A 17,440-nucleotide genomic window follows, 5' to 3' on the forward strand; every position below is an offset into this window, starting at 1 on the left:
GCTTATATATAGACGCAACCGTGACGAATGCGCAGTATATTGCCCAACACACAGAGCAACACTCTCGCTTCCCACTTCGGACGATGCCACGTTATGAATGACCATCCCCGCAGTCTCGCCTCGACCCTGTTCTCGGTGGGCCTGCTATTAATAGCCATGGCGTCGATCCAGTCCGGAGCCTCATTGGCCAAAAGCATGTTCCCGATAATCGGCGCTCAGGGAACGACCACCCTACGGCTGCTCTTCGCCAGCGTGATCATGCTGATCCTGTTGCGCCCATGGCGAGCGAAGCTCAACGCAAAGTCCTTGCGTACCGTCATCGTCTACGGGATGGCACTGGGCGGCATGAACTTCCTCTTCTATATGTCTTTGCGCACAGTTCCCCTGGGTATTGCCGTCGCACTGGAATTCACCGGGCCGCTGGCGGTGGCTATCTATGCCTCACGCCGCGCGATCGACTTTTTGTGGATAGCCCTGGCGGCTATCGGCTTGCTGCTATTGATACCGACAGGTGCGACAACTGCAGGAATCGACCTGGCAGGTGCCGGTTATGCCTTGGGGGCGGGTGTGTGCTGGGCGCTGTACATCCTGTTCGGCCAGAAGGCCGGCGCCGACAATGGCGTGCAGACCGCAGCACTGGGAGTGATGATTGCCGCACTGTTCGTCGCGCCTATCGGCATCGTCCACGCCGGTGCCGCCCTGCTGACTCCGTCACTGATCCCCGTGGCCATCGGTGTTGCCCTTCTGTCCACAGCCGTGCCCTACACGCTGGAGATGATCGCGCTCACCCGAATGCCGACCCGGACCTTCGGCACATTGATGAGCATTGAACCGGCAATTGGCGCGCTGTCTGGCCTGCTGTTTCTCCACGAGTACCTCACGCTGTCACAGTGGATGGCGATCATGTGCATCATTCTGGCTTCCGTCGGGGCGACCATGACCATGGGAAGTGCTGCCAAGCCTGCGGTCGCGGCGGATTGATACAGGATTTGACGCAGGTCTGGTATTTGCCGCTCATTTAGGCCATGTTTAGGCCCGCAACTCAGTGCCATAAATGGATTTTTCAGGATAGGGATATCAGAACGCTTCAAGCGAAAGCGAATGCAGCCACACCCGGGCACGAGATCCGGGAACGCTATAAGGACAGTAATGAAACGAATTTTGCTACTGATCGCCGTACTCGCAATTGCGGGCTGCGCGGCGACATCGAAAACACAAGTCAAACATGGCAAGAAAGGGCTGCATATCAACTGTTCAGGGCTTTCGTCGTCCTGGGACAAGTGCTACACCAGCGCCGCCAACTCGTGCGCGCCCAAGGGTTACAAGGTCATCGCCAAATCGGGGGATACCGTGGAAGAGCCAGGTGATTATCCATTTGGTCTCAACCCTGCCGGTTATACCAGCCGAAGCATGATCGTCATCTGCAAATAGATTGATGCCGCCCGGCAATCTGGCGGCCAATCTCATCGTAACTGGACTTCAACACGGTGCGCTGAATGTCGGGAGTGGCCAGCATACGCGCCACTACCAAAGCACCGATGCATTGCGACAGAATCGCCCAGGCCAGGCTGTCGCTTTCCAGAATCCTCGCCCAACTCTCCTGCAGCCGGCAAATCCAGACTTCGGCCTCTTGGCGAATAGCGATATCTGAACGAGCAATTTCGGCCCCCAATACCGGTAATGCACAACCGGACTCCGGGTGCTCGACATGGGCCATGCTCAGATAATGCTTCAGGCAACGCTCGAGCCTGTCGCAATCCTGATCAGCACCCAATCGCTCCAGGCTCTGGCACAACTCGCGTTCGACGATCGAAGCGAACAGTTCGTCCTTCGACGAAAAGTGACTGTAGAAAGCAGCGCCACTCAATCCGATCGCCTTCATCAGCCCGTCGACGCCTACCGTGGAAAAACCGGACCTTTTGGCCGACACCGCGCTGCTTGTCAGCAGTTTCTCTCTTGTTTCCAGCTTGTGATTAGCCGAGTAACGCATTGCCTTGCCCTCAGGATTGACCGACTTGACGCATGCCAAATCCTAGCATAACGTTCGTTCAGTTAACGATCGTTCATCAAAGGGATCCACCCATGAATAATAAAAAGGTCGTACTGGTTGTCGGCGCCGGTGATGCAACCGGCGGCGCGATTGCCAAGCGTTTTGCACAGGAAGGTTTCATTGCCTGCGTCACTCGTCGCAGCGCGGACAAACTTCAACCCTTGGTTGATGCAATCAAGGCCAATGGCGGTGACGCCCACGGATTTGCCTGTGATGCACGCAAGGAAGAGGATGTGATTGCGCTGGTCGAGCAGATTGAGACCGAGATCGGCTCGATCGAAGCGTTTGTTTTCAACATCGGCGCCAATGTGCCGTGCAGCATTCTCGAAGAAACTGCCCGCAAGTATTTCAAGATCTGGGAAATGGCCTGTTTCTCGGGTTTTCTCAATGCCCGTGAAGTGGCCAAGCGGATGGCCAAGCGCCAACGCGGCACGATTCTGTTCACCGGCGCCACCGCTGGCTTGCGCGGTGCGGCAGGATTTTCAGCCTTCGCCGGCGCCAAGCACGGGATTCGTGCACTGGCTCAAAGCATGGCCCGCGAACTGGGGCCGATGAATATTCACGTTGCCCATGTCGTCGTCGACGGCGCCATCGATACTGACTTCATTCGCAACAGTTTTCCGGAAAAGTACGCGACCAAGGACGAGGACGGCATCCTCAATCCCGAGCACATCGCCGAGAATTATTGGTACTTGCACAGCCAGCCCCGGGACGCCTGGACTTTCGAGCTGGATCTGCGCCCCTGGAACGAACGCTGGTAAGCCCTCCTCCCCTACAACAATAAGCAGAGCACACCGACCATGAGCAAAACCGTGGAGTTCTTTTTCGATCTTGGCAGCCCCGCCACCTACCTGGCGTATACCCAACTGCCGAAGATCTGCGAGCAGACCGACAGCCAGTTGGTCTACAAACCGATGCTGCTGGGCGGGGTCTTCAAAGCCACCGGCAACGCTTCACCGGCAACCGTCCCGGCCAAAGGCCGCTACATGTTTCAGGACCTGGACCGCTACGCCAAACGATACGGCGTGCCACTGAAGTTCAACCCGCACTTCCCTATCAATACCCTGATGCTGATGCGTGCCGTCACCGGCATGCAATTGCGTCATCCCGAACGCTTCCACGCGTTTATCGATTGCCTGTTCCACGCACTCTGGGTCGAGGGACGCAACCTCGATGATCCAGCGACCGTTGCCGCCGTGCTGACGCAAAACGGTTTCGATCCGAACGAAGTACTGGCCTTCACCGCCGATGAGGACGTCAAAGCCGCTCTCAAGGACAACACCGAGAAAGCGGTCCAACGCGGTGTGTTCGGCGCACCGAGCATGTTTGTCGGCGATCAGTTGTACTTCGGCCAGGATCGACTGGACTTCGTCCTTGAGGCACTGCGTTAAATCTCGATGACCAAACGACCTTGAGCCGATCCAGCAGCGAGCAGTTCATAGGCGGCCTCGGCGGTTTGCAATGTGAACTGCCGCGGATCGAGCAACGGTTTCAGCTTACCGGCCTCAATCAACTGCGCAGATTCCCGAAGGATCTGCCCGTGATGCTCGCCTCCCTTGCCAGTCAACAGAGGTAACAAGGTAAACACCCCGGAGTAGGTCGCGGCCCGAAACGACAACGGCGCCAGACTGTGCTGCCCCCAGCCGAGGCAGCTCACCACATGCCCCTCGTAGACCCGAGCGGCCTTGAAGGAAGCGTCCAGCGTTTCACCGCCCACCGTGTCATAGACAATATCGAACCCCTCTCCCCCCGTGTGCTCCGCCACATAGTCCTCGACCGAAGACTTGCGGTAATCGATAAACGTCGCACCGAAACCTTCGATGATCGCCTGTTGCCCTGCCGAGCCAGTGGAGAACACGTCGGCACCGAAAGCCCGGGCTATTTGTACAGCCACATGCCCGACACCACCGGCACCGCCGTGAATGAGCACTTTGTGACCTGCACGCACCCGAGCCCGGTCCACCAATCCCTCCCACGCCGTGATGAGTACCAAGGGCAACCCCGCGGCCTCACGCATACTCAGATTGTCCGGCTTGTGCGCCAGCAAACGCGCATCGACCACCGCGAACTGCGCAAGCGAACCTTGCGCACCGCCGATTCCGGTCGCCATCGCGTAGACCTCATCACCCGCCAGCCATCCGCTGACGCCCTCTCCCAACGCCTCAATCGTCCCGGCCAGATCCATGCCCAGCACCGCCGGCAATGGCTGACGCGCATGAGCTGCCTGACCCGAACGAATTTTTCCATCCAGCGGATTCACTCCACTGGCTTTGATCCTGACCAACATGTGACCCGGCCCTGGCACAGGTCGCGGGATGGAAACCAAGCGTAAGGGCCCGTTAGCCGATTCAACAATCAGAGCACGCATTTCAAGTGAGTCAGTCATTTCGCAAATTCCTGTCAGAGGTGGCTGTAGGACCGATCTTCCTCTCACTCACTCATGCCCATAAGACGCTGTATCGCTATAGTGACCATGCCCATTTGGCATCAATGAGAAACCCCATGGACAAACTCAATGCAATGGCCATCTTCGTCCGGGTCGTCGAACGTGGCAGCTTTTCTGCCGTTGCCAGGGAGATGCAGACCAGCCAGCCGACCATCAGCAAAGTGTTAAGGGCGCTGGAAACCGAACTGGGCGGGAAGCTGATTTCCCGCAGCACGCGCCAACTCTCGCTGACTGACGAAGGTCAGCGGTACTACAGCGAATGCCGACATATCCTCGCGGCCGTGGACGCGGCGGAACACAGTTTTCATTCAGGACGCGAAACCGTTGCCGGCAACCTGAAGATCGGCTCCTCGGTCAGTTTCGGGCGTTTGCAGATTGCACCGCGGCTTCCTGAGTTTTTGAAACAACACCCCCAGTTGCAGATAGACCTGCAGCTCAGTGACCAGAATCAGGACCTGGTCAGCGAAGGCCTCGACGTTACAATCAGAATCGGCGAATTGACCGACAGTGGCCTCATCGCCCGCCGCATCGGCACCACCCACCGGGTGACCGTCGCAGCGCCGGACTACCTCAAGCAATTCGGCCAGCCGCAAACACCGGAAGAACTGCGCGGACACAATTGCCTGCAATTCAACCTGCTGAACAGTCAGAACCTATGGGTTTACGAAAGGGGCGCCCAGCGTCAGGAGGTGCGAATCAAGGGCAATGCGCAAAGCAACAACTCCGAGGCGATCCGCGAGATGGTGCTGGGAGGACTGGGGATTGCGTTGTCGCCGGTGTGGTTGTTCAGCGAGGATCTGAACGCCGGGCGAGTGACTGCGATTTTGCAGGACTACACCGCGCAGTCGCTGCCCATTCATGCCGTGTCCCCGTCGAATCGTCGCCAATCCGCCAGGGTCAAAGCCTTTGTCGACTACATGAGTCAGGCGCTCGAAACAGCGCCTGAGCTCCAACCGGTCAAATAGCCGCAGTGCGGGTGTTCAACCACTCAAGTGCCGCACCATCCAGCAACGGGCTCAAGCGCTCGCGCACCTCGGCGTGATAGGCGTTAAACCATTGCTTCTCGTCCAGAGTCAGCAGCGACGGTTCGAGGCAGCGGGTATCGATCGGGCACAGGGTCAGGGTTTCGAATTTCAGGAACTCGCCGAATTCACTCTTGCCCGCTTCGGTGTTCAACACCAGGTTTTCGATTCGCACACCCCAACGGCCCGGGCGATAAGTGCCCGGCTCGATCGACGTAATCATGCCCGGCTGCATCGCGGTTTGCGGGGCGGCGGCGGCCTGATAGGCGATGACCTGTGGGCCTTCGTGAACGTTGAGGAAGTAGCCGACGCCATGACCGGTGCCGTGTCCGTAATCAACGTTTTCAGCCCAGATCGGCGCGCGGGCAATCGAGTCGAGCAACGGCGAGAGAATGCCGCGAGGGAATTGAGCGCGGGACAGCGCAATGACGCCTTTGAGTACCCGCGTACAATCGCGTTTCTGCTCATCCGTCGGCGTACCGACCGGCACCATGCGCGTGATGTCGGTGGTGCCGCCCAGGTATTGACCGCCGGAGTCGATCAGCAACAGACCGTCACCTTCAATCACCGCGTGCTCTTCTTCGGTAGCGTGGTAGTGCGGCATCGCGCCATTGGCGTTGAACGCGGCAATGGTGTTGAAGCTCAGCGACACATAACCCGGGCGTCGGGTACGCGCAGCCGTCAGGTGTTCGTCGATGGTCAGTTCGGTGATGCGCTCACGACCCAGCGCCGAGTCCAGCCAGGTAAAGAACTCGCACAGCGCCGCGCCGTCCTGCTCCATGGCCTGACGAATGTGCTCGGCATCGGCCAGGCTCTTCTGTGATTTGGCCAAAGTGGTCGGGTTCAGACCTTCGACCAGTTTCACGCCGCTGTTCAGGTTCTCCAGCAAACCGGCCGTCACGCGCGCCGGATCGACTTGCAGGCTCGCGCCGCTCGGCACGGCGCTCAAGGCGGCGGCCACTTCGCTGTAATCGCGCAAGGTCACGCCGTCTTGCTCGAGGACTGCACGCAACTCTGCATCGACCTTGCTCAGGGCCACGAACAGAGTGGCCTGCTCTTGACTGATCAGGGCGAAGGACACGAATACCGGGTTGAACGACACGTCGCCGCCACGCAGGTTGAACAGCCAGGCGATGTCATCCAGGGTGGCAATGAAGTGCCAGTCAGCACCACGATCTTTCAACACCTCACGCAACTTCGCGAGTTTTTCACCCCGGCTGACCGTCGCCTGAGGCGGCAAGTGCTGATAGATCGGCTCATTCGGCAGCGTCGGACGGTCGCTCCAGACTTCGCTCAACAGATCGATGTCGGTGCGCAGACGTGCACCGCGTTCTTCGAGTTTGCCGCCCAGCGTCCGCGCCGACGCCACGGCCATCACCGCGCCATCCACCGCGACCACGCCGCCTTCAGGGGTTTGCTCGGCCAGCCAGTCCAGCGGGCCAGCCTGGCCCGGTTGCAGCTTGACCAGTTCGATGCCGCTGCCGTTGAGTTCCTTGCTCGCTTGTTCCCAGTAACGGCTGTCGGCCCAGACGCCGGCAAAGTCCGGGGTCACGATCAGCGTGCCGACCGAACCATGAAAGCCCGACAACCACTGCCGCCCTTGCCAGTAACCTGGCAGGTATTCCGACAAGTGCGGATCGGCGGACGGCACCAGCAGGGCATGAATGCCCTCCCGGCTCATCAGCTCGCGGGTTTGCGCCAAACGTTGGGGCACCGATCCATTGATCGAAGGCTGCGTACTCATCATGTCTCCTGCAAATCACTTCATCATTATTGTTGAGTGCCGATCAATGCCGACACTTTCAGGCCTTATTGCCAAAATGCCGGAGCACTGGCGCAGGCCGCTTTAATCAGTTGTGCCGCTTGGTCGACATCCTGTTCGGTGGTGAACCGGCCGAGGCTCAAGCGAATCGTGCGACCCGCCGAGCGGGCGTCATGCCCCAGGGCCAGCAGCACATGGGAGGGGGCATTGCTGGCGGAGTTACAGGCCGAGGTCGCAGAAAACGCGATCGAGCTGCTTAGCGCCGCAGAATTGAACTCGCCTTCGTTGAAGGTCAGGCTCAGGGTATGAGGAATGCGTTGGGTCGGGCTGCCATTGAGCCGCACGCCGGGGATGCCCAGCAGTTGCTCGAGCAAGCGTTCGCGGAGCCGCACGATGGTGGCTTTTTCTTCGTCGAATGCGGCGGCCGCCAAGGCGAAGGCCACACCCATCGCGGCGATCTGGTGCGTCGCCAGGGTGCCCGAACGCAAACCGCCCTCGTGACCGCCGCCGTGAATCTGCGCCAGCAAACGCTGTTGCGCGCGCGGGCCGACGTATAGGGCGCCGATGCCTTTAGGGCCGTAGATCTTGTGCGCCGAAAACGACATAAGGTCCACCGGCAAGCGGGCAAGATCGATTGCCACTTTGCCCGCGCCCTGGGCGGCGTCGACATGGAACAGCGCATCACGATCACGCACCACCTGGCCGATGGCCGCGATGTCATTGACCGTGCCCAGTTCATTGTTGACCAGCATCAGCGACACCAGAAAGGTGTCCTCGCGCATCGCCTCGCTGACCGCTTGCGGGGTAATCAGGCCCTCGGCGTCAGGCACCAGATAAGTCACGGCAACGCCGGCGTCCTGCAACTGCTTCGCCGTGTCGAGAATTGCCTTGTGTTCGATCTGGCTGGTAATGATGTGGCCGCCGGACACCCCACGGGCCTGGGCCACGCCCTTGAGGGCAAGGTTGTTCGATTCGGTGGCGCCGGAGGTCCAGACGATCTGGTCCGCCTGAGCGCCGACCAGCTCGGCGACCTGGCGCCGCGCCTGCTCGACCGTTTGCCGGGCCTGCTGGCCGAACGCATGGGAGCTGGACGCCGGGTTGCCAAAGTTTCCGTTGAAACCCAGACACTCGACCATGACCTTGATGACCCGCTCATCCACCGGCGTGGTGGCGGCGTAGTCAAAATACAGAGGACGCTTATTCATAGAAAACTCGCAGAGCATGTTCCGGGATCAGGAGGCTCGTCACTGAACGCTCAAAGCGCAACCTCGTGAGTTGCGCCGACCGTTCAGAGCGTTAGAAATACCTGATCGGAGGCCGTTAAAGAAGAACAACTTCATTTAAAAGTGCGTAGGAACGCTCCTGAAGTCGAGCTTAACAGGCATCGGCCAACCGGTTGAAGCGATGTGTCAGCTAAAGCTCTCGAGCAACAACGGATACAGCGAAGCCACTAACAGCAAGGCCATGCCCCAGTTGAACAGCCGCAACCAGCGACGATCCTTCAACACATTGCGCAACAATGTGCCGCAACCGGCCCAGACGCCGACGCTCGGCAGGTTGATCAAGGCAAAGACCGCAGCAATCACGATCACATTGGTGAAATAGCCCTGCATCGGCGTGTAGGTGCTGATGGCACCGATGGCCATGATCCACGCCTTGGGATTGACCCACTGAAACGCCGCCGCGCCGAGATAGCTGATGGGTTTGCTGTCGCCCTTTTCACTCTCGGAGACCGGACCGGAATGGGCGATTTTCCACGCCAGGTACAGCAAGTACGCCGCGCCCACATAGCGCAAAACCGTATAGAGCAAAGGATAGGTTTGAAACACGGCACCGAGGCCGAAACCGACCGCGAGGACGAGCACAAAGAAGCCGCAAGTAATGCCCAGCATGTGCGGAATGGTGCGGTGAAAGCCGAAGTTCACGCCCGATGCCAGCAACATGGTGTTGTTGGGGCCCGGGGTAATCGAGGTGACGAGGGCAAACAGGGCGAAGCCCAGCAGCAGATCGAGCGAGAGCGTCATGAGCGGCAGTCCAATCAGGGTCAGTCAGGTATTGACCCTATCGCAAGCCCCGGGGGAAACCCATGGACAGTTACGTGAAACTTCGAACGGTACAGTTTTAGATCAGCTTGGACGACCGTGAAGCTGTACAGCACGTTCGGCGTTCATCTCGCCTTGTTTGTCGAAACTGAACGATTTTTGCGGCTGGCCGAGCAATTCGGCTTTTTTCGCATGGTATTCCTCGAAGGACAAACCACGACGATTCAAGGCTTCCAACGCCAGTTCCCGACTTTCTTCAGCGGTGTAGGGCCGCAATTCGGGCGAAACATGGCTGGCACATCCGGCGAGAACGGAGACCGCAAGCAGCAAGAAAGTGGCGATTAGAGGTTTCATCTGTGGCGTCCTGGCATCTGGGTTCGGGGCAATGAACACAGGCTACTCGCGCCCTTCGACGGGCAGAAATCAACGCTCTCGATAGTGGCTATCGAATTTGACTAATGCCGTTCAGCCAGCCTTCGCATATTTCTAAAAGATCTATAAATATTAATTTAATGTCTTTTACGGAATAACAGACAACCCTTATAACAACTCCATCGCCTCACGCACTGTTGCCCACGCAACTGTTTGCCAGGCAACAGTCATTCAACAAACAGCCCTCGAAATCGCACAGCGCCCACTGATCGATACGCTGCAAGCCCCGTAAAACGGGGCCTGCAAGGATTGGTACAGCTCTTGCTCAAGTCAGTGACTTCCCACTGCTCGCTGAGCAACTGTTTAAAAAGGAACTGATCATGTCGCGTCCATTGAAAGTCGTTGCCCTCTCCGGCGGTACCTGGCGTCCGTCTCGCACGCTGGTGCTGACCCAGGCGCTATTGGCCGAGTTGGCCGAACAATTGCCGATCGAGAGCAAGCTGATCGAACTGGGCGACATCGCCCGGCCACTGGGCGCGGCGTTGTCCCGCCAGGAATTGAGTGCCGAGATCGAAGCCGAGCTGCAAGCGATCGAGAACGCCGACCTGCTGATCGTCGCCGCGCCGGTTTATCGCGGTTCCTACCCTGGCCTGCTCAAGCACCTGTTCGACCTGATCGACCTCAACGCGCTGATCGACACGCCAGTGTTGCTGGCCGCCACCGGTGGCAGCGAACGGCATGCGCTGGTGCTCGATCATCAGCTGCGGCCGCTGTTCAGTTTCTTCCAGGCCCTCACCTTGCCGATTGGCGTCTACGCCACCGAAGCCGATTTCGCCAATTACCAAATAACCAGTGAGCCCTTGAAGGCCCGCATTCGTCTTGCTGCAGAACGCGCCGCGCCGCTGTTTGGCGTGCACCCCAAAAATCTGCTGAAAATCGCTTAAGGATTGCTTCATGGATGTTTTCTGGTTCCTGCCGACCCACGGCGACGGCCACTACCTGGGCACCACTCAGGGCGCCCGCCCGGTGACCCTCAACTATTTGAAACAAGTGGCGCAAGCCGCTGACAGCCTCGGCTACCACGGCGTACTGATCCCTACCGGGCGCTCCTGCGAAGATTCGTGGGTGATTGCCTCGGCGCTGGTGCCACTGACTGAACGCCTGCGTTACCTGGTGGCAATCCGTCCCGGGATTATCTCGCCCACGGTTTCGGCACGCATGGCCGCCACGCTGGATCGACTGTCCAATGGCCGCTTGCTGATTAACGTGGTGACCGGTGGTGATCCGGATGAAAACCGCGGTGATGGCATCTTCCTCGATCACAGCGAGCGCTACGAAGTCACCGACGAATTCCTGAAGATCTGGCGCCGAGTGCTGCAAGGCGAGTCGGTGGATTTCGAAGGCAAACATCTGCAAGTGCAGAACGCCAAGGCGCTGTATCCGCCGGTGCAGAAACCGTATCCGCCGCTGTACTTCGGCGGTTCCTCCGAAGCTGCCCATGAACTCGCCGCCGAGCAGGTGGATGTCTACCTGACCTGGGGCGAACCACCGGCTGCCGTCGCGGAAAAACTCGCCGATGTGCGTGAGCGTGCAGCGCGAAACGGGCGCACGGTGAAGTTCGGGATTCGCTTGCATGTGATTGTCCGCGAGACGGCCGAAGAAGCCTGGAAAGCAGCGGACAAACTGATCGAGCACATCAGCGACGAGACCATCGCCGCGGCGCAGAAGTCGTTCTCGCGTTTCGACTCCGAAGGTCAGCGGCGCATGGCCGCGTTGCATGACGGACGCCGCGACAACCTGGAAATTTTCCCCAACCTGTGGGCCGGTGTCGGCCTGGTGCGCGGCGGTGCCGGGACGGCACTGGTCGGTGACCCGCAGCAAGTGGCGGCGCGGATCAAGGAGTACGCGGATCTGGGCATCGAGAGTTTCATCTTCTCCGGCTACCCGCACCTCGAAGAGGCTTATCGCTTTGCCGAGCTGGTGTTCCCGCTATTGCCCGAGCCGTATGCGAGCCTCGCGGGGCGCGGTGTCACCAACCTCACCGGGCCGTTTGGCGAAATGATCGCCAATGATGTACTGCCCACCAAAGCCACGGCTTGAAAACCGTTCTCCTGTGGATCAAGAAACTTCTGGCGAGGGAGCTTGCTCCCGCTGGACTGCGAAGCAGTCCCTTACCGGTAAGCGCGGATCTCTGAAAGACCGTGCAAGCCAATTTACGACTGCTTCGCAGCCGAGCGGGAGCAAGCTCCCTCGCCACAAAAGCCCCAGTCCCCCAGGAAACTTGAGATGAGTCCTATGAGGAACCCCGTGTGACTGCCAAGCCGCAAAGCGCCCTGTTGTCTCCCTTGCAGACCGCCCGCCAGTTGGCCGCCGGTTTTGCCCTGACTGCCGTCGAGCGCGACGAGCGTGGCGGTACGCCCAAGGTAGAACGTGACGCGTTGCGCCGCAGTGGGCTGCTCGCGTTAAGCATTCCCGTGCAGTACGGCGGCCTCGGCGCCAGCTGGAGTGACACCCTGGGCATCGTGCGCGAGTTCGCCAAGGTCGACAGTTCGATCGCGCATGTCTTCGGTTTCCATCACTTGATGCTCGCCACCGTCCGCCTGTTCGCCAGGCCTGAGCAGTGGCAACCGTGGTTCGAACAAACCGCGCGCAAGAACTGGTTCTGGGGCAATGCCCTCAACCCGCTGGACACCCGCACCGTGGTGAAAAACCTCGGTGGCTGGCGCGAGTTTTCCGGCAAGAAAAGTTTCTGCTCCGGCGCCAGCGACTCGGAAATGCTGATCGCCTCGGCCGTTGATGAAAGCGCCGGCGGCAAACTGTTGATCGCCGCGATTCCCAGCGGCCGCAGCGGCATCACCCTGCACAACGACTGGAACAACATGGGCCAGCGCCAGACCGACAGCGGCAGCGCGACGTTCGAACGGGTGCGGGTCGAGGAATCGGAACTGCTGCTCAATCCCGGTCCGCTGAGCACACCGTTCGCCTGCCTGCGGCCATTGATTGCGCAACTGACCTTCACGCACATGTTCCTCGGCATTGCCGAGGGGGCTTTCGAAGAAGCGCGGCAATACACGCTCACTGAAACCCGGCCGTGGCACAAATCCAGTGCGCAGGATGTGCGTCAGGACCCCTATGTGCTCGGCCATTACGGTGAATTCTGGGTCGCCCTCGAAGGTGTCCGGTTGCTGGTGGAACGCGCCGCCGAGTTGCTCGACAAGGCTTGGGCTAGAGGCCCGAACCTCAGCGCCGAAGAACGCGGACACCTCGCCACCGCCATCGCAACGGCGAAAGTCGCCGCCACACGCAATGGCCTGGACATCTGTAGCCGACTGTTCGAAGTCACCGGCGCGCGTTCGACCCATGCCTCGCTGCGACTGGACCGTCACTGGCGCAACCTGCGCACGCAGACTCTGCACGACCCGGTGGATTACAAACTCCATGAACTGGGCGACTGGGCGTTGAACCAGTCCCTGCCGATCCCGACTTTCTATTCATAGCCTTCTATTCAGGGAGCCTGCCTGATGCAACTTCTGACCCTACCGCCCTCGCCCGCCCTGGCCACGTCGATCCGCGCCACCGCGCAGGTGTTCGAAGACCCGAAATCCCAGGCCTTGCTCGCGCACATTCAACAAGTCGCACCGAGTGAAGCCAGCGTGCTGATCATCGGCGAAACCGGCACCGGCAAGGAGTTGGTGGCGCGGCATATCCACAACCTGAGTGCCCGGCGCAACCGGCCGTTCGTGGCAGTGAACTGCGGTGCGTTCTCCGAGTCCCTGGTCGAGGCCGAGTTGTTCGGCCACGAAAAAGGCGCGTTTACCGGCGCCTTGAGCGCCAAGGCCGGCTGGTTCGAAGAGGCCAATGGCGGCACCTTGTTCCTCGACGAAATCGGCGATCTGCCGATGGCGATTCAGGTCAAGTTGCTGCGCGTTTTGCAGGAGCGCGAAGTGGTGCGCCTCGGTTCGCGCAAGAGCATTCCCATCGACGTGCGAGTGCTGGCCGCGACCAACGTGCAGCTGGAGAAAGCCATCAACGCCGGGCATTTCCGCGAGGATTTGTACTATCGCCTCGACGTGGTCAGTCTGGAGCTGAGCCCGTTGCGCGACCGTCCCGGCGACATCCTGCCGCTGACCCGACATTTCGTCGAAGCCTACAGCCAGCGCCTCGGTTACGGCACCATCACCATCAGCAAAGAGGCTGAACTGAAACTGCGCAGCTACAGCTGGCCGGGCAACATCCGCGAACTGGAAAACGTGATTCACCACACCCTGCTGATCTGCCGCAACGGCGTGATTGAACGCGATGACCTGCGCCTGTCGAACATGCGCATCGAGCGTCAGGACGATTACCACGCCAACGTCGATGATTCACCGGAAGCCTTGCTCGACCGGGCCTTTCAAAAACTCTTCGAGGAACAGGCCGGTGCGCTCCACGAGAAAGTCGAAGACGCCTTGTTGCGCGCGGCGTATCGCTTCAGCCATTACAACCAGGTGCACACCGCTGCCCTGCTGGGCTTGAGCCGCAACGTCACGCGAACACGACTGATCAAGATCGGCGAACTGGCGGTGAACAAGCGCCGACCCACGGAAAACGTGCAAGGCGAGCGCCTGATGCAACTGTCGATCTAAGCACTTACCTCAAATGCACCAGATTGCAGTGCAACGCGTCGTCGTGGCTACGTTCCAGACTGTGCAGCACCTGGAACGAGCCGAAGGTCACGGTTTTCGCCTGATGCGCGCGAATCAGCTGCCAGAAATCCTGCTCGCCGCTTTCAAAGCTCTGAAACGCGGCTTCCCCCGCCTCGCGAGTTTGCCATTGCAAGTAATTGAGCACCCGCCGGCCGTCGTCGCTGGCCTGGATGCTCGCACTCAAAAACCCGCTGTAGCCTTGGGCCAGGCGCTCGGTCTGCTTTGACAAGGCCGACACCAACGCAGGTTGCTGATGGGGTTCGATCTCGAATTCGATCAACTGGGTGAAGCTGCGATTTTTCTCTGGCGCTTGCATGAAGAGTCCCCACTGACGTGTAAGCCGGACCTTGCGATCCGAAGGCCTGCAGGGTAAAACCTCTAGTTAACTAGAGGTCAAGAGGCATTTTTTAAATGATCAGCTCGGAACATCTAAACAAGGAACTCACCGTCGGCCAATTGGCCGCGCGCAGCGGCTTGGCGGTCACGGCGCTGCACTTTTACGAGTCCAAGGGTTTGATCAAAAGCAACCGCAACCAGGGCAACCAGCGGCGTTATCCGCGGGAGGTGCTGAGGCGGGTGGCGTTGATCAAAGTCGCGCAGCGGCTGGGGATTCCGTTGGCGGAGATTGGCGAGGCACTGAAAGCCTTGCCGGATAACCGAGCGCCGACGGCGGCGGACTGGAAGGTGATGTCGGCGCAGTGGAGCCGGGATCTGGATGAGCGGATCAGTCAATTGACCTTGCTGCGGGACAAGCTCAATGGCTGTATCGGCTGTGGGTGTTTGTCGATGGAGGCGTGTCCGTTGCGTAATTCTGGCGATGTGCTGGGGGAACAGGGTCCGGGGGCGCAGCTGTTGGAATCTGGGGCTGATCCGAAATAGCGGCGTAGCCTTCGCGGGCAAGCCACGCTCCCACAGGTTTTGTGTCGTTCTCAATTTTTATAAACGACACAAACTCTGTGGGAGCGTGGCTTGCCCGCGATGGCGTCCTCACGGTCAACCGAAGCTTAGAACCCCGGCGCAATTTTCCCTTTGTAGCGGGTCAGGATGAACTGCCGAACCTCATCCAAGCTCAACGCCTTGGCCAGTTTCTGCAAACAGTGACGCTGCTGCTCGTCGGGCACTCGGTTGAGCAAAAGGCGCTGACCTATAGTTATCCGACCGGAAATCGGCGAAGGAACACCTTCAATTCACAACAACAAGGGAGAACCGTCATGAGCGTCAAACCCATTCCAGAGGGTTATCACAGCATCACGCCTTATCTGGGCATTCAGAAAGCGGCCGAAGCGATCGAGTTCTACAAGAAGGCCTTTGGCGCCACCGAAGTCATGCGCCTGTCCATGCCGGATGGCGGGATTGGACATGCCGAGCTAAGGATTGGCGATTGCCCGATCATGCTCGGCACGCCGTGCGATCAGGGGCCATTGAGCAATCCCGACAAATCGCCGTCCGTGGGGCTGCATTTGTATGTGACCGATGTGGACAAGTCCTATAAACAGGCGATTGCGGCGGGTGGCACGGTGGTGTCCGAGGTCAAGGATCAGTTTTATGGCGACCGTTCGGGGACGTTGAAAGATCCCTATGGGCATCTTTGGTTTCTGGCGACGCGCAAGGAGGATTTGACGCAGGAGCAGATTGAGCAGCGGGCCAGGGAGATGTTTCAGCAGGGTTGAATCCTTCGGTGTCTGAGCGTGCCTCTTCGCGGGCAAGCCCGCTCCCACAGGGTTTTGTGTCGTTCACAAATGCCAGAAACAACACAAAACCCTGTGGGAGCGAGGCTTGCCCGCGAAGGGCGCATCCCTGACACCACACATCCCCCGAACACACTTCATGAACAAGCGCACCACACTTTGCGCCTTGCCCCCGGCGCGCAACACTTTCAGGATGCAGGCAACTACAACAAGGACTCGCCCCATGTTCGCCGGATTCCTGAAAGACCAGCGCCACGTCAACGGAGTGGACATTGCCTACCGCATCGGCGGCAGCGGGCCAGGCCTGCTGTTGCTGCACGGTCACCCGCAGACCCACGTCATCTGGCACAAGGTCGCCGAGCAACTGGCCGAGCACTTCACCGTAATCGCCGCCGACTTGCGCGGTTACGGTGACAGCGGCAAACCGCCGGCCAACGACCACCACACAAATTACTCCAAACGACAAATGGCCAAGGACAGCGTCGAGCTGATGAAAGCCCTGGGCTTCGAACAGTTCTCGGTGCTCGCCCATGACCGTGGCGCCCGCGTGGCCCATCGCCTGGCACTGGATCATTCCGACACCGTGCAACGCATGGTGCTGCTGGACATCGCCCCCACCCTGTCGATGTACGCGCAAACCAACGAAGCCTTTGCCCGCGCCTACTGGCACTGGTTTTTCCTGATCCGTCCCGCGCCGTTGCCGGAAACCCTGATCGAAGCCGACCCCGAAGCCTATCTGCGCAGCGTGATGGGCAGTCGCAGCGCCGGACTCAAACCATTCACCCCCGAGGCCTTCGGCGAATACCTGCGCTGCCTGACACTGCCGGGCACCGCGCGCGGCATCTGCGAGGACTACCGCGCCAGCGCCGGCATCGACCTGGAACATGATCGCGCCGACATCAAGGCCGGTCATTCTCTGCACCTGCCCTTGCTGGTGCTGTGGGGCGCCGAAGGCACGGTCGGGCGCTGTTTCGAGCCGCTCGAGGAATGGCAACACGTGGCCACCGACGTGCGTGGCAAGGCCCTGCCCGCCGGCCATTACATAGCCGAAGAGGCTCCCGGATTGCTGCTCGCCGAAGCGCTGGGTTTCCTGCGCTGATCACGGCGCACCACCGGGGTCCGGCATCGCGGCGATATACAACAGGACGTGGCCCTGATCATCGAGGCGACACACCGTGTGGGAATCGATGTGTTTGTCGTAGAGGGTTCTTGCTGGAGTCATGGAGGTGCTCGCTCAGGCTCGCGGGTGAAAGGCGTCCGGGCTCCATCTTAGGGAGTCGGCCATCGCCATCAATGGCCGGACAGTGATCCCGTGAACCATGGTTCGTGTTGGATCGGTTCCCCCGCTACCTCAAGTGAATGCAAATCCCCTT

20 protein-coding genes and 1 pseudogene are annotated in these 17,440 nt (G+C 59.7%); 12 read left to right on the forward strand and 9 right to left on the reverse strand.

Going from position 1 to position 17,440, the window contains the following annotated elements; genetic code table 11:
- Positions 1-93: 93 nt before the first annotated feature.
- Positions 94-981: a threonine/homoserine exporter RhtA gene (rhtA, locus tag ACA075_RS20820; RefSeq protein WP_497295069.1), complete on the forward strand. Its 888-nt coding sequence runs from the start codon at positions 94-96 to the stop codon at positions 979-981.
- Positions 982-1,149: 168 nt separating this feature from the next.
- Complete coding sequence (locus ACA075_RS20825) at positions 1,150-1,431, forward strand: hypothetical protein (protein ID WP_094468281.1); 282 nt, start codon at positions 1,150-1,152, stop codon at positions 1,429-1,431.
- Here ACA075_RS20825 and ACA075_RS20830 read toward each other — a convergent pair.
- Positions 1,418-1,990 (reverse strand): TetR/AcrR family transcriptional regulator, encoded by a 573-nt coding sequence (locus tag ACA075_RS20830; RefSeq protein ID WP_497295070.1) that lies wholly within the window; start codon positions 1,988-1,990, stop codon positions 1,418-1,420. The genes ACA075_RS20825 and ACA075_RS20830 overlap by 14 nt on opposite strands.
- A gap of 92 nt (positions 1,991-2,082) precedes the next feature.
- Here ACA075_RS20830 and ACA075_RS20835 point away from each other — a divergent pair, with 92 nt between their 5' ends.
- Both ACA075_RS20835 and ACA075_RS20840 read left to right on the forward strand, forming a co-directional pair.
- On the forward strand, positions 2,083-2,811 hold the full coding sequence (locus tag ACA075_RS20835) for an SDR family oxidoreductase (RefSeq protein ID WP_497295071.1): 729 nt from the start codon (positions 2,083-2,085) through the stop codon (positions 2,809-2,811).
- A 39-nt stretch (positions 2,812-2,850) separates the two neighbouring features.
- On the forward strand, positions 2,851-3,441 hold the full coding sequence (locus tag ACA075_RS20840; RefSeq protein ID WP_497295073.1) for a 2-hydroxychromene-2-carboxylate isomerase: 591 nt from the start codon (positions 2,851-2,853) through the stop codon (positions 3,439-3,441).
- Here ACA075_RS20840 and ACA075_RS20845 read toward each other — a convergent pair.
- Positions 3,438-4,436, reverse strand: coding sequence for a zinc-dependent alcohol dehydrogenase family protein (locus tag ACA075_RS20845; protein ID WP_497295074.1), 999 nt, complete (start codon positions 4,434-4,436; stop codon positions 3,438-3,440). The genes ACA075_RS20840 and ACA075_RS20845 overlap by 4 nt on opposite strands.
- A 116-nt stretch (positions 4,437-4,552) precedes the next feature.
- Between ACA075_RS20845 and ACA075_RS20850 the strand changes: the two genes are divergently transcribed.
- On the forward strand, positions 4,553-5,461 hold the full coding sequence (locus tag ACA075_RS20850; RefSeq protein ID WP_497295076.1) for a LysR family transcriptional regulator: 909 nt from the start codon (positions 4,553-4,555) through the stop codon (positions 5,459-5,461).
- Here ACA075_RS20850 and ACA075_RS20855 read toward each other — a convergent pair.
- The 4 genes from ACA075_RS20855 to ACA075_RS20870 form a co-directional block, all read right to left on the reverse strand.
- Positions 5,454-7,262 (reverse strand): aminopeptidase P family protein, encoded by a 1,809-nt coding sequence (locus ACA075_RS20855; RefSeq protein ID WP_497299304.1) that lies wholly within the window; start codon positions 7,260-7,262, stop codon positions 5,454-5,456. The genes ACA075_RS20850 and ACA075_RS20855 overlap by 8 nt on opposite strands.
- 65 nt (positions 7,263-7,327) lie before the next feature.
- Complete coding sequence (locus ACA075_RS20860; protein ID WP_497295077.1) at positions 7,328-8,485, reverse strand: cysteine desulfurase family protein; 1,158 nt, start codon at positions 8,483-8,485, stop codon at positions 7,328-7,330.
- Between the two features lie 204 nt (positions 8,486-8,689).
- Entirely contained in the window at positions 8,690-9,304 is a 615-nt protein-coding gene (locus ACA075_RS20865) for a LysE family translocator (RefSeq protein ID WP_077747875.1), read from the reverse strand.
- 102 nt (positions 9,305-9,406) lie between these two features.
- On the reverse strand, positions 9,407-9,676 hold the full coding sequence (locus ACA075_RS20870) for a hypothetical protein (protein ID WP_497295078.1): 270 nt from the start codon (positions 9,674-9,676) through the stop codon (positions 9,407-9,409).
- Positions 9,677-10,074: 398 nt separating this feature from the next.
- On the opposite strand from ACA075_RS20870, the gene msuE reads away from it, so the two are divergent.
- The 4 genes from msuE (at position 10,075) to ACA075_RS20890 (ending at position 14,319) form a co-directional block, all read left to right on the forward strand.
- Complete coding sequence (msuE, locus tag ACA075_RS20875; RefSeq protein ID WP_219095270.1) at positions 10,075-10,638, forward strand: FMN reductase; 564 nt, start codon at positions 10,075-10,077, stop codon at positions 10,636-10,638.
- A 10-nt stretch (positions 10,639-10,648) separates the two neighbouring features.
- A complete protein-coding gene (gene ssuD / locus ACA075_RS20880) occupies positions 10,649-11,794 on the forward strand; it encodes an FMNH2-dependent alkanesulfonate monooxygenase (RefSeq protein ID WP_497295079.1) in 1,146 nt (381 codons plus the stop codon).
- A gap of 209 nt (positions 11,795-12,003) precedes the next feature.
- Positions 12,004-13,191: an acyl-CoA dehydrogenase family protein gene (locus ACA075_RS20885; protein ID WP_497295080.1), complete on the forward strand. Its 1,188-nt coding sequence runs from the start codon at positions 12,004-12,006 to the stop codon at positions 13,189-13,191.
- 24 nt (positions 13,192-13,215) lie between these two features.
- Entirely contained in the window at positions 13,216-14,319 is a 1,104-nt protein-coding gene (locus ACA075_RS20890; protein WP_497295081.1) for a sigma-54 interaction domain-containing protein, read from the forward strand.
- Positions 14,320-14,323: 4 nt separating this feature from the next.
- Here ACA075_RS20890 and ACA075_RS20895 read toward each other — a convergent pair whose 3' ends face one another.
- Entirely contained in the window at positions 14,324-14,695 is a 372-nt protein-coding gene (locus ACA075_RS20895) for an antibiotic biosynthesis monooxygenase (RefSeq protein ID WP_109633496.1), read from the reverse strand.
- 95 nt (positions 14,696-14,790) lie between these two features.
- Between ACA075_RS20895 and soxR the strand changes: the two genes are divergently transcribed.
- Positions 14,791-15,258: a redox-sensitive transcriptional activator SoxR gene (gene soxR / locus ACA075_RS20900; protein ID WP_497295083.1), complete on the forward strand. Its 468-nt coding sequence runs from the start codon at positions 14,791-14,793 to the stop codon at positions 15,256-15,258.
- A 125-nt stretch (positions 15,259-15,383) separates the two neighbouring features.
- Here soxR and ACA075_RS20905 read toward each other — a convergent pair.
- Positions 15,384-15,473, reverse strand: a pseudogene (locus ACA075_RS20905) (MetQ/NlpA family ABC transporter substrate-binding protein); the annotation flags it as partial.
- A 117-nt stretch (positions 15,474-15,590) separates the two neighbouring features.
- Here ACA075_RS20905 and ACA075_RS20910 point away from each other — a divergent pair.
- Both ACA075_RS20910 and ACA075_RS20915 read left to right on the forward strand, forming a co-directional pair.
- On the forward strand, positions 15,591-16,049 hold the full coding sequence (locus tag ACA075_RS20910) for a VOC family protein (protein ID WP_497295085.1): 459 nt from the start codon (positions 15,591-15,593) through the stop codon (positions 16,047-16,049).
- A gap of 241 nt (positions 16,050-16,290) precedes the next feature.
- Complete coding sequence (locus ACA075_RS20915) at positions 16,291-17,166, forward strand: alpha/beta fold hydrolase (RefSeq protein ID WP_497295087.1); 876 nt, start codon at positions 16,291-16,293, stop codon at positions 17,164-17,166.
- On the opposite strand, the gene ACA075_RS20920 is transcribed toward ACA075_RS20915, so the two are convergent.
- A complete protein-coding gene (locus ACA075_RS20920) occupies positions 17,167-17,289 on the reverse strand; it encodes a hypothetical protein (protein WP_497299360.1) in 123 nt (40 codons plus the stop codon).
- Between the last annotated feature and the right edge of the window lie 151 nt (positions 17,290-17,440).

The organism is Pseudomonas sp. LBUM1663 (assembly GCF_059695905.1).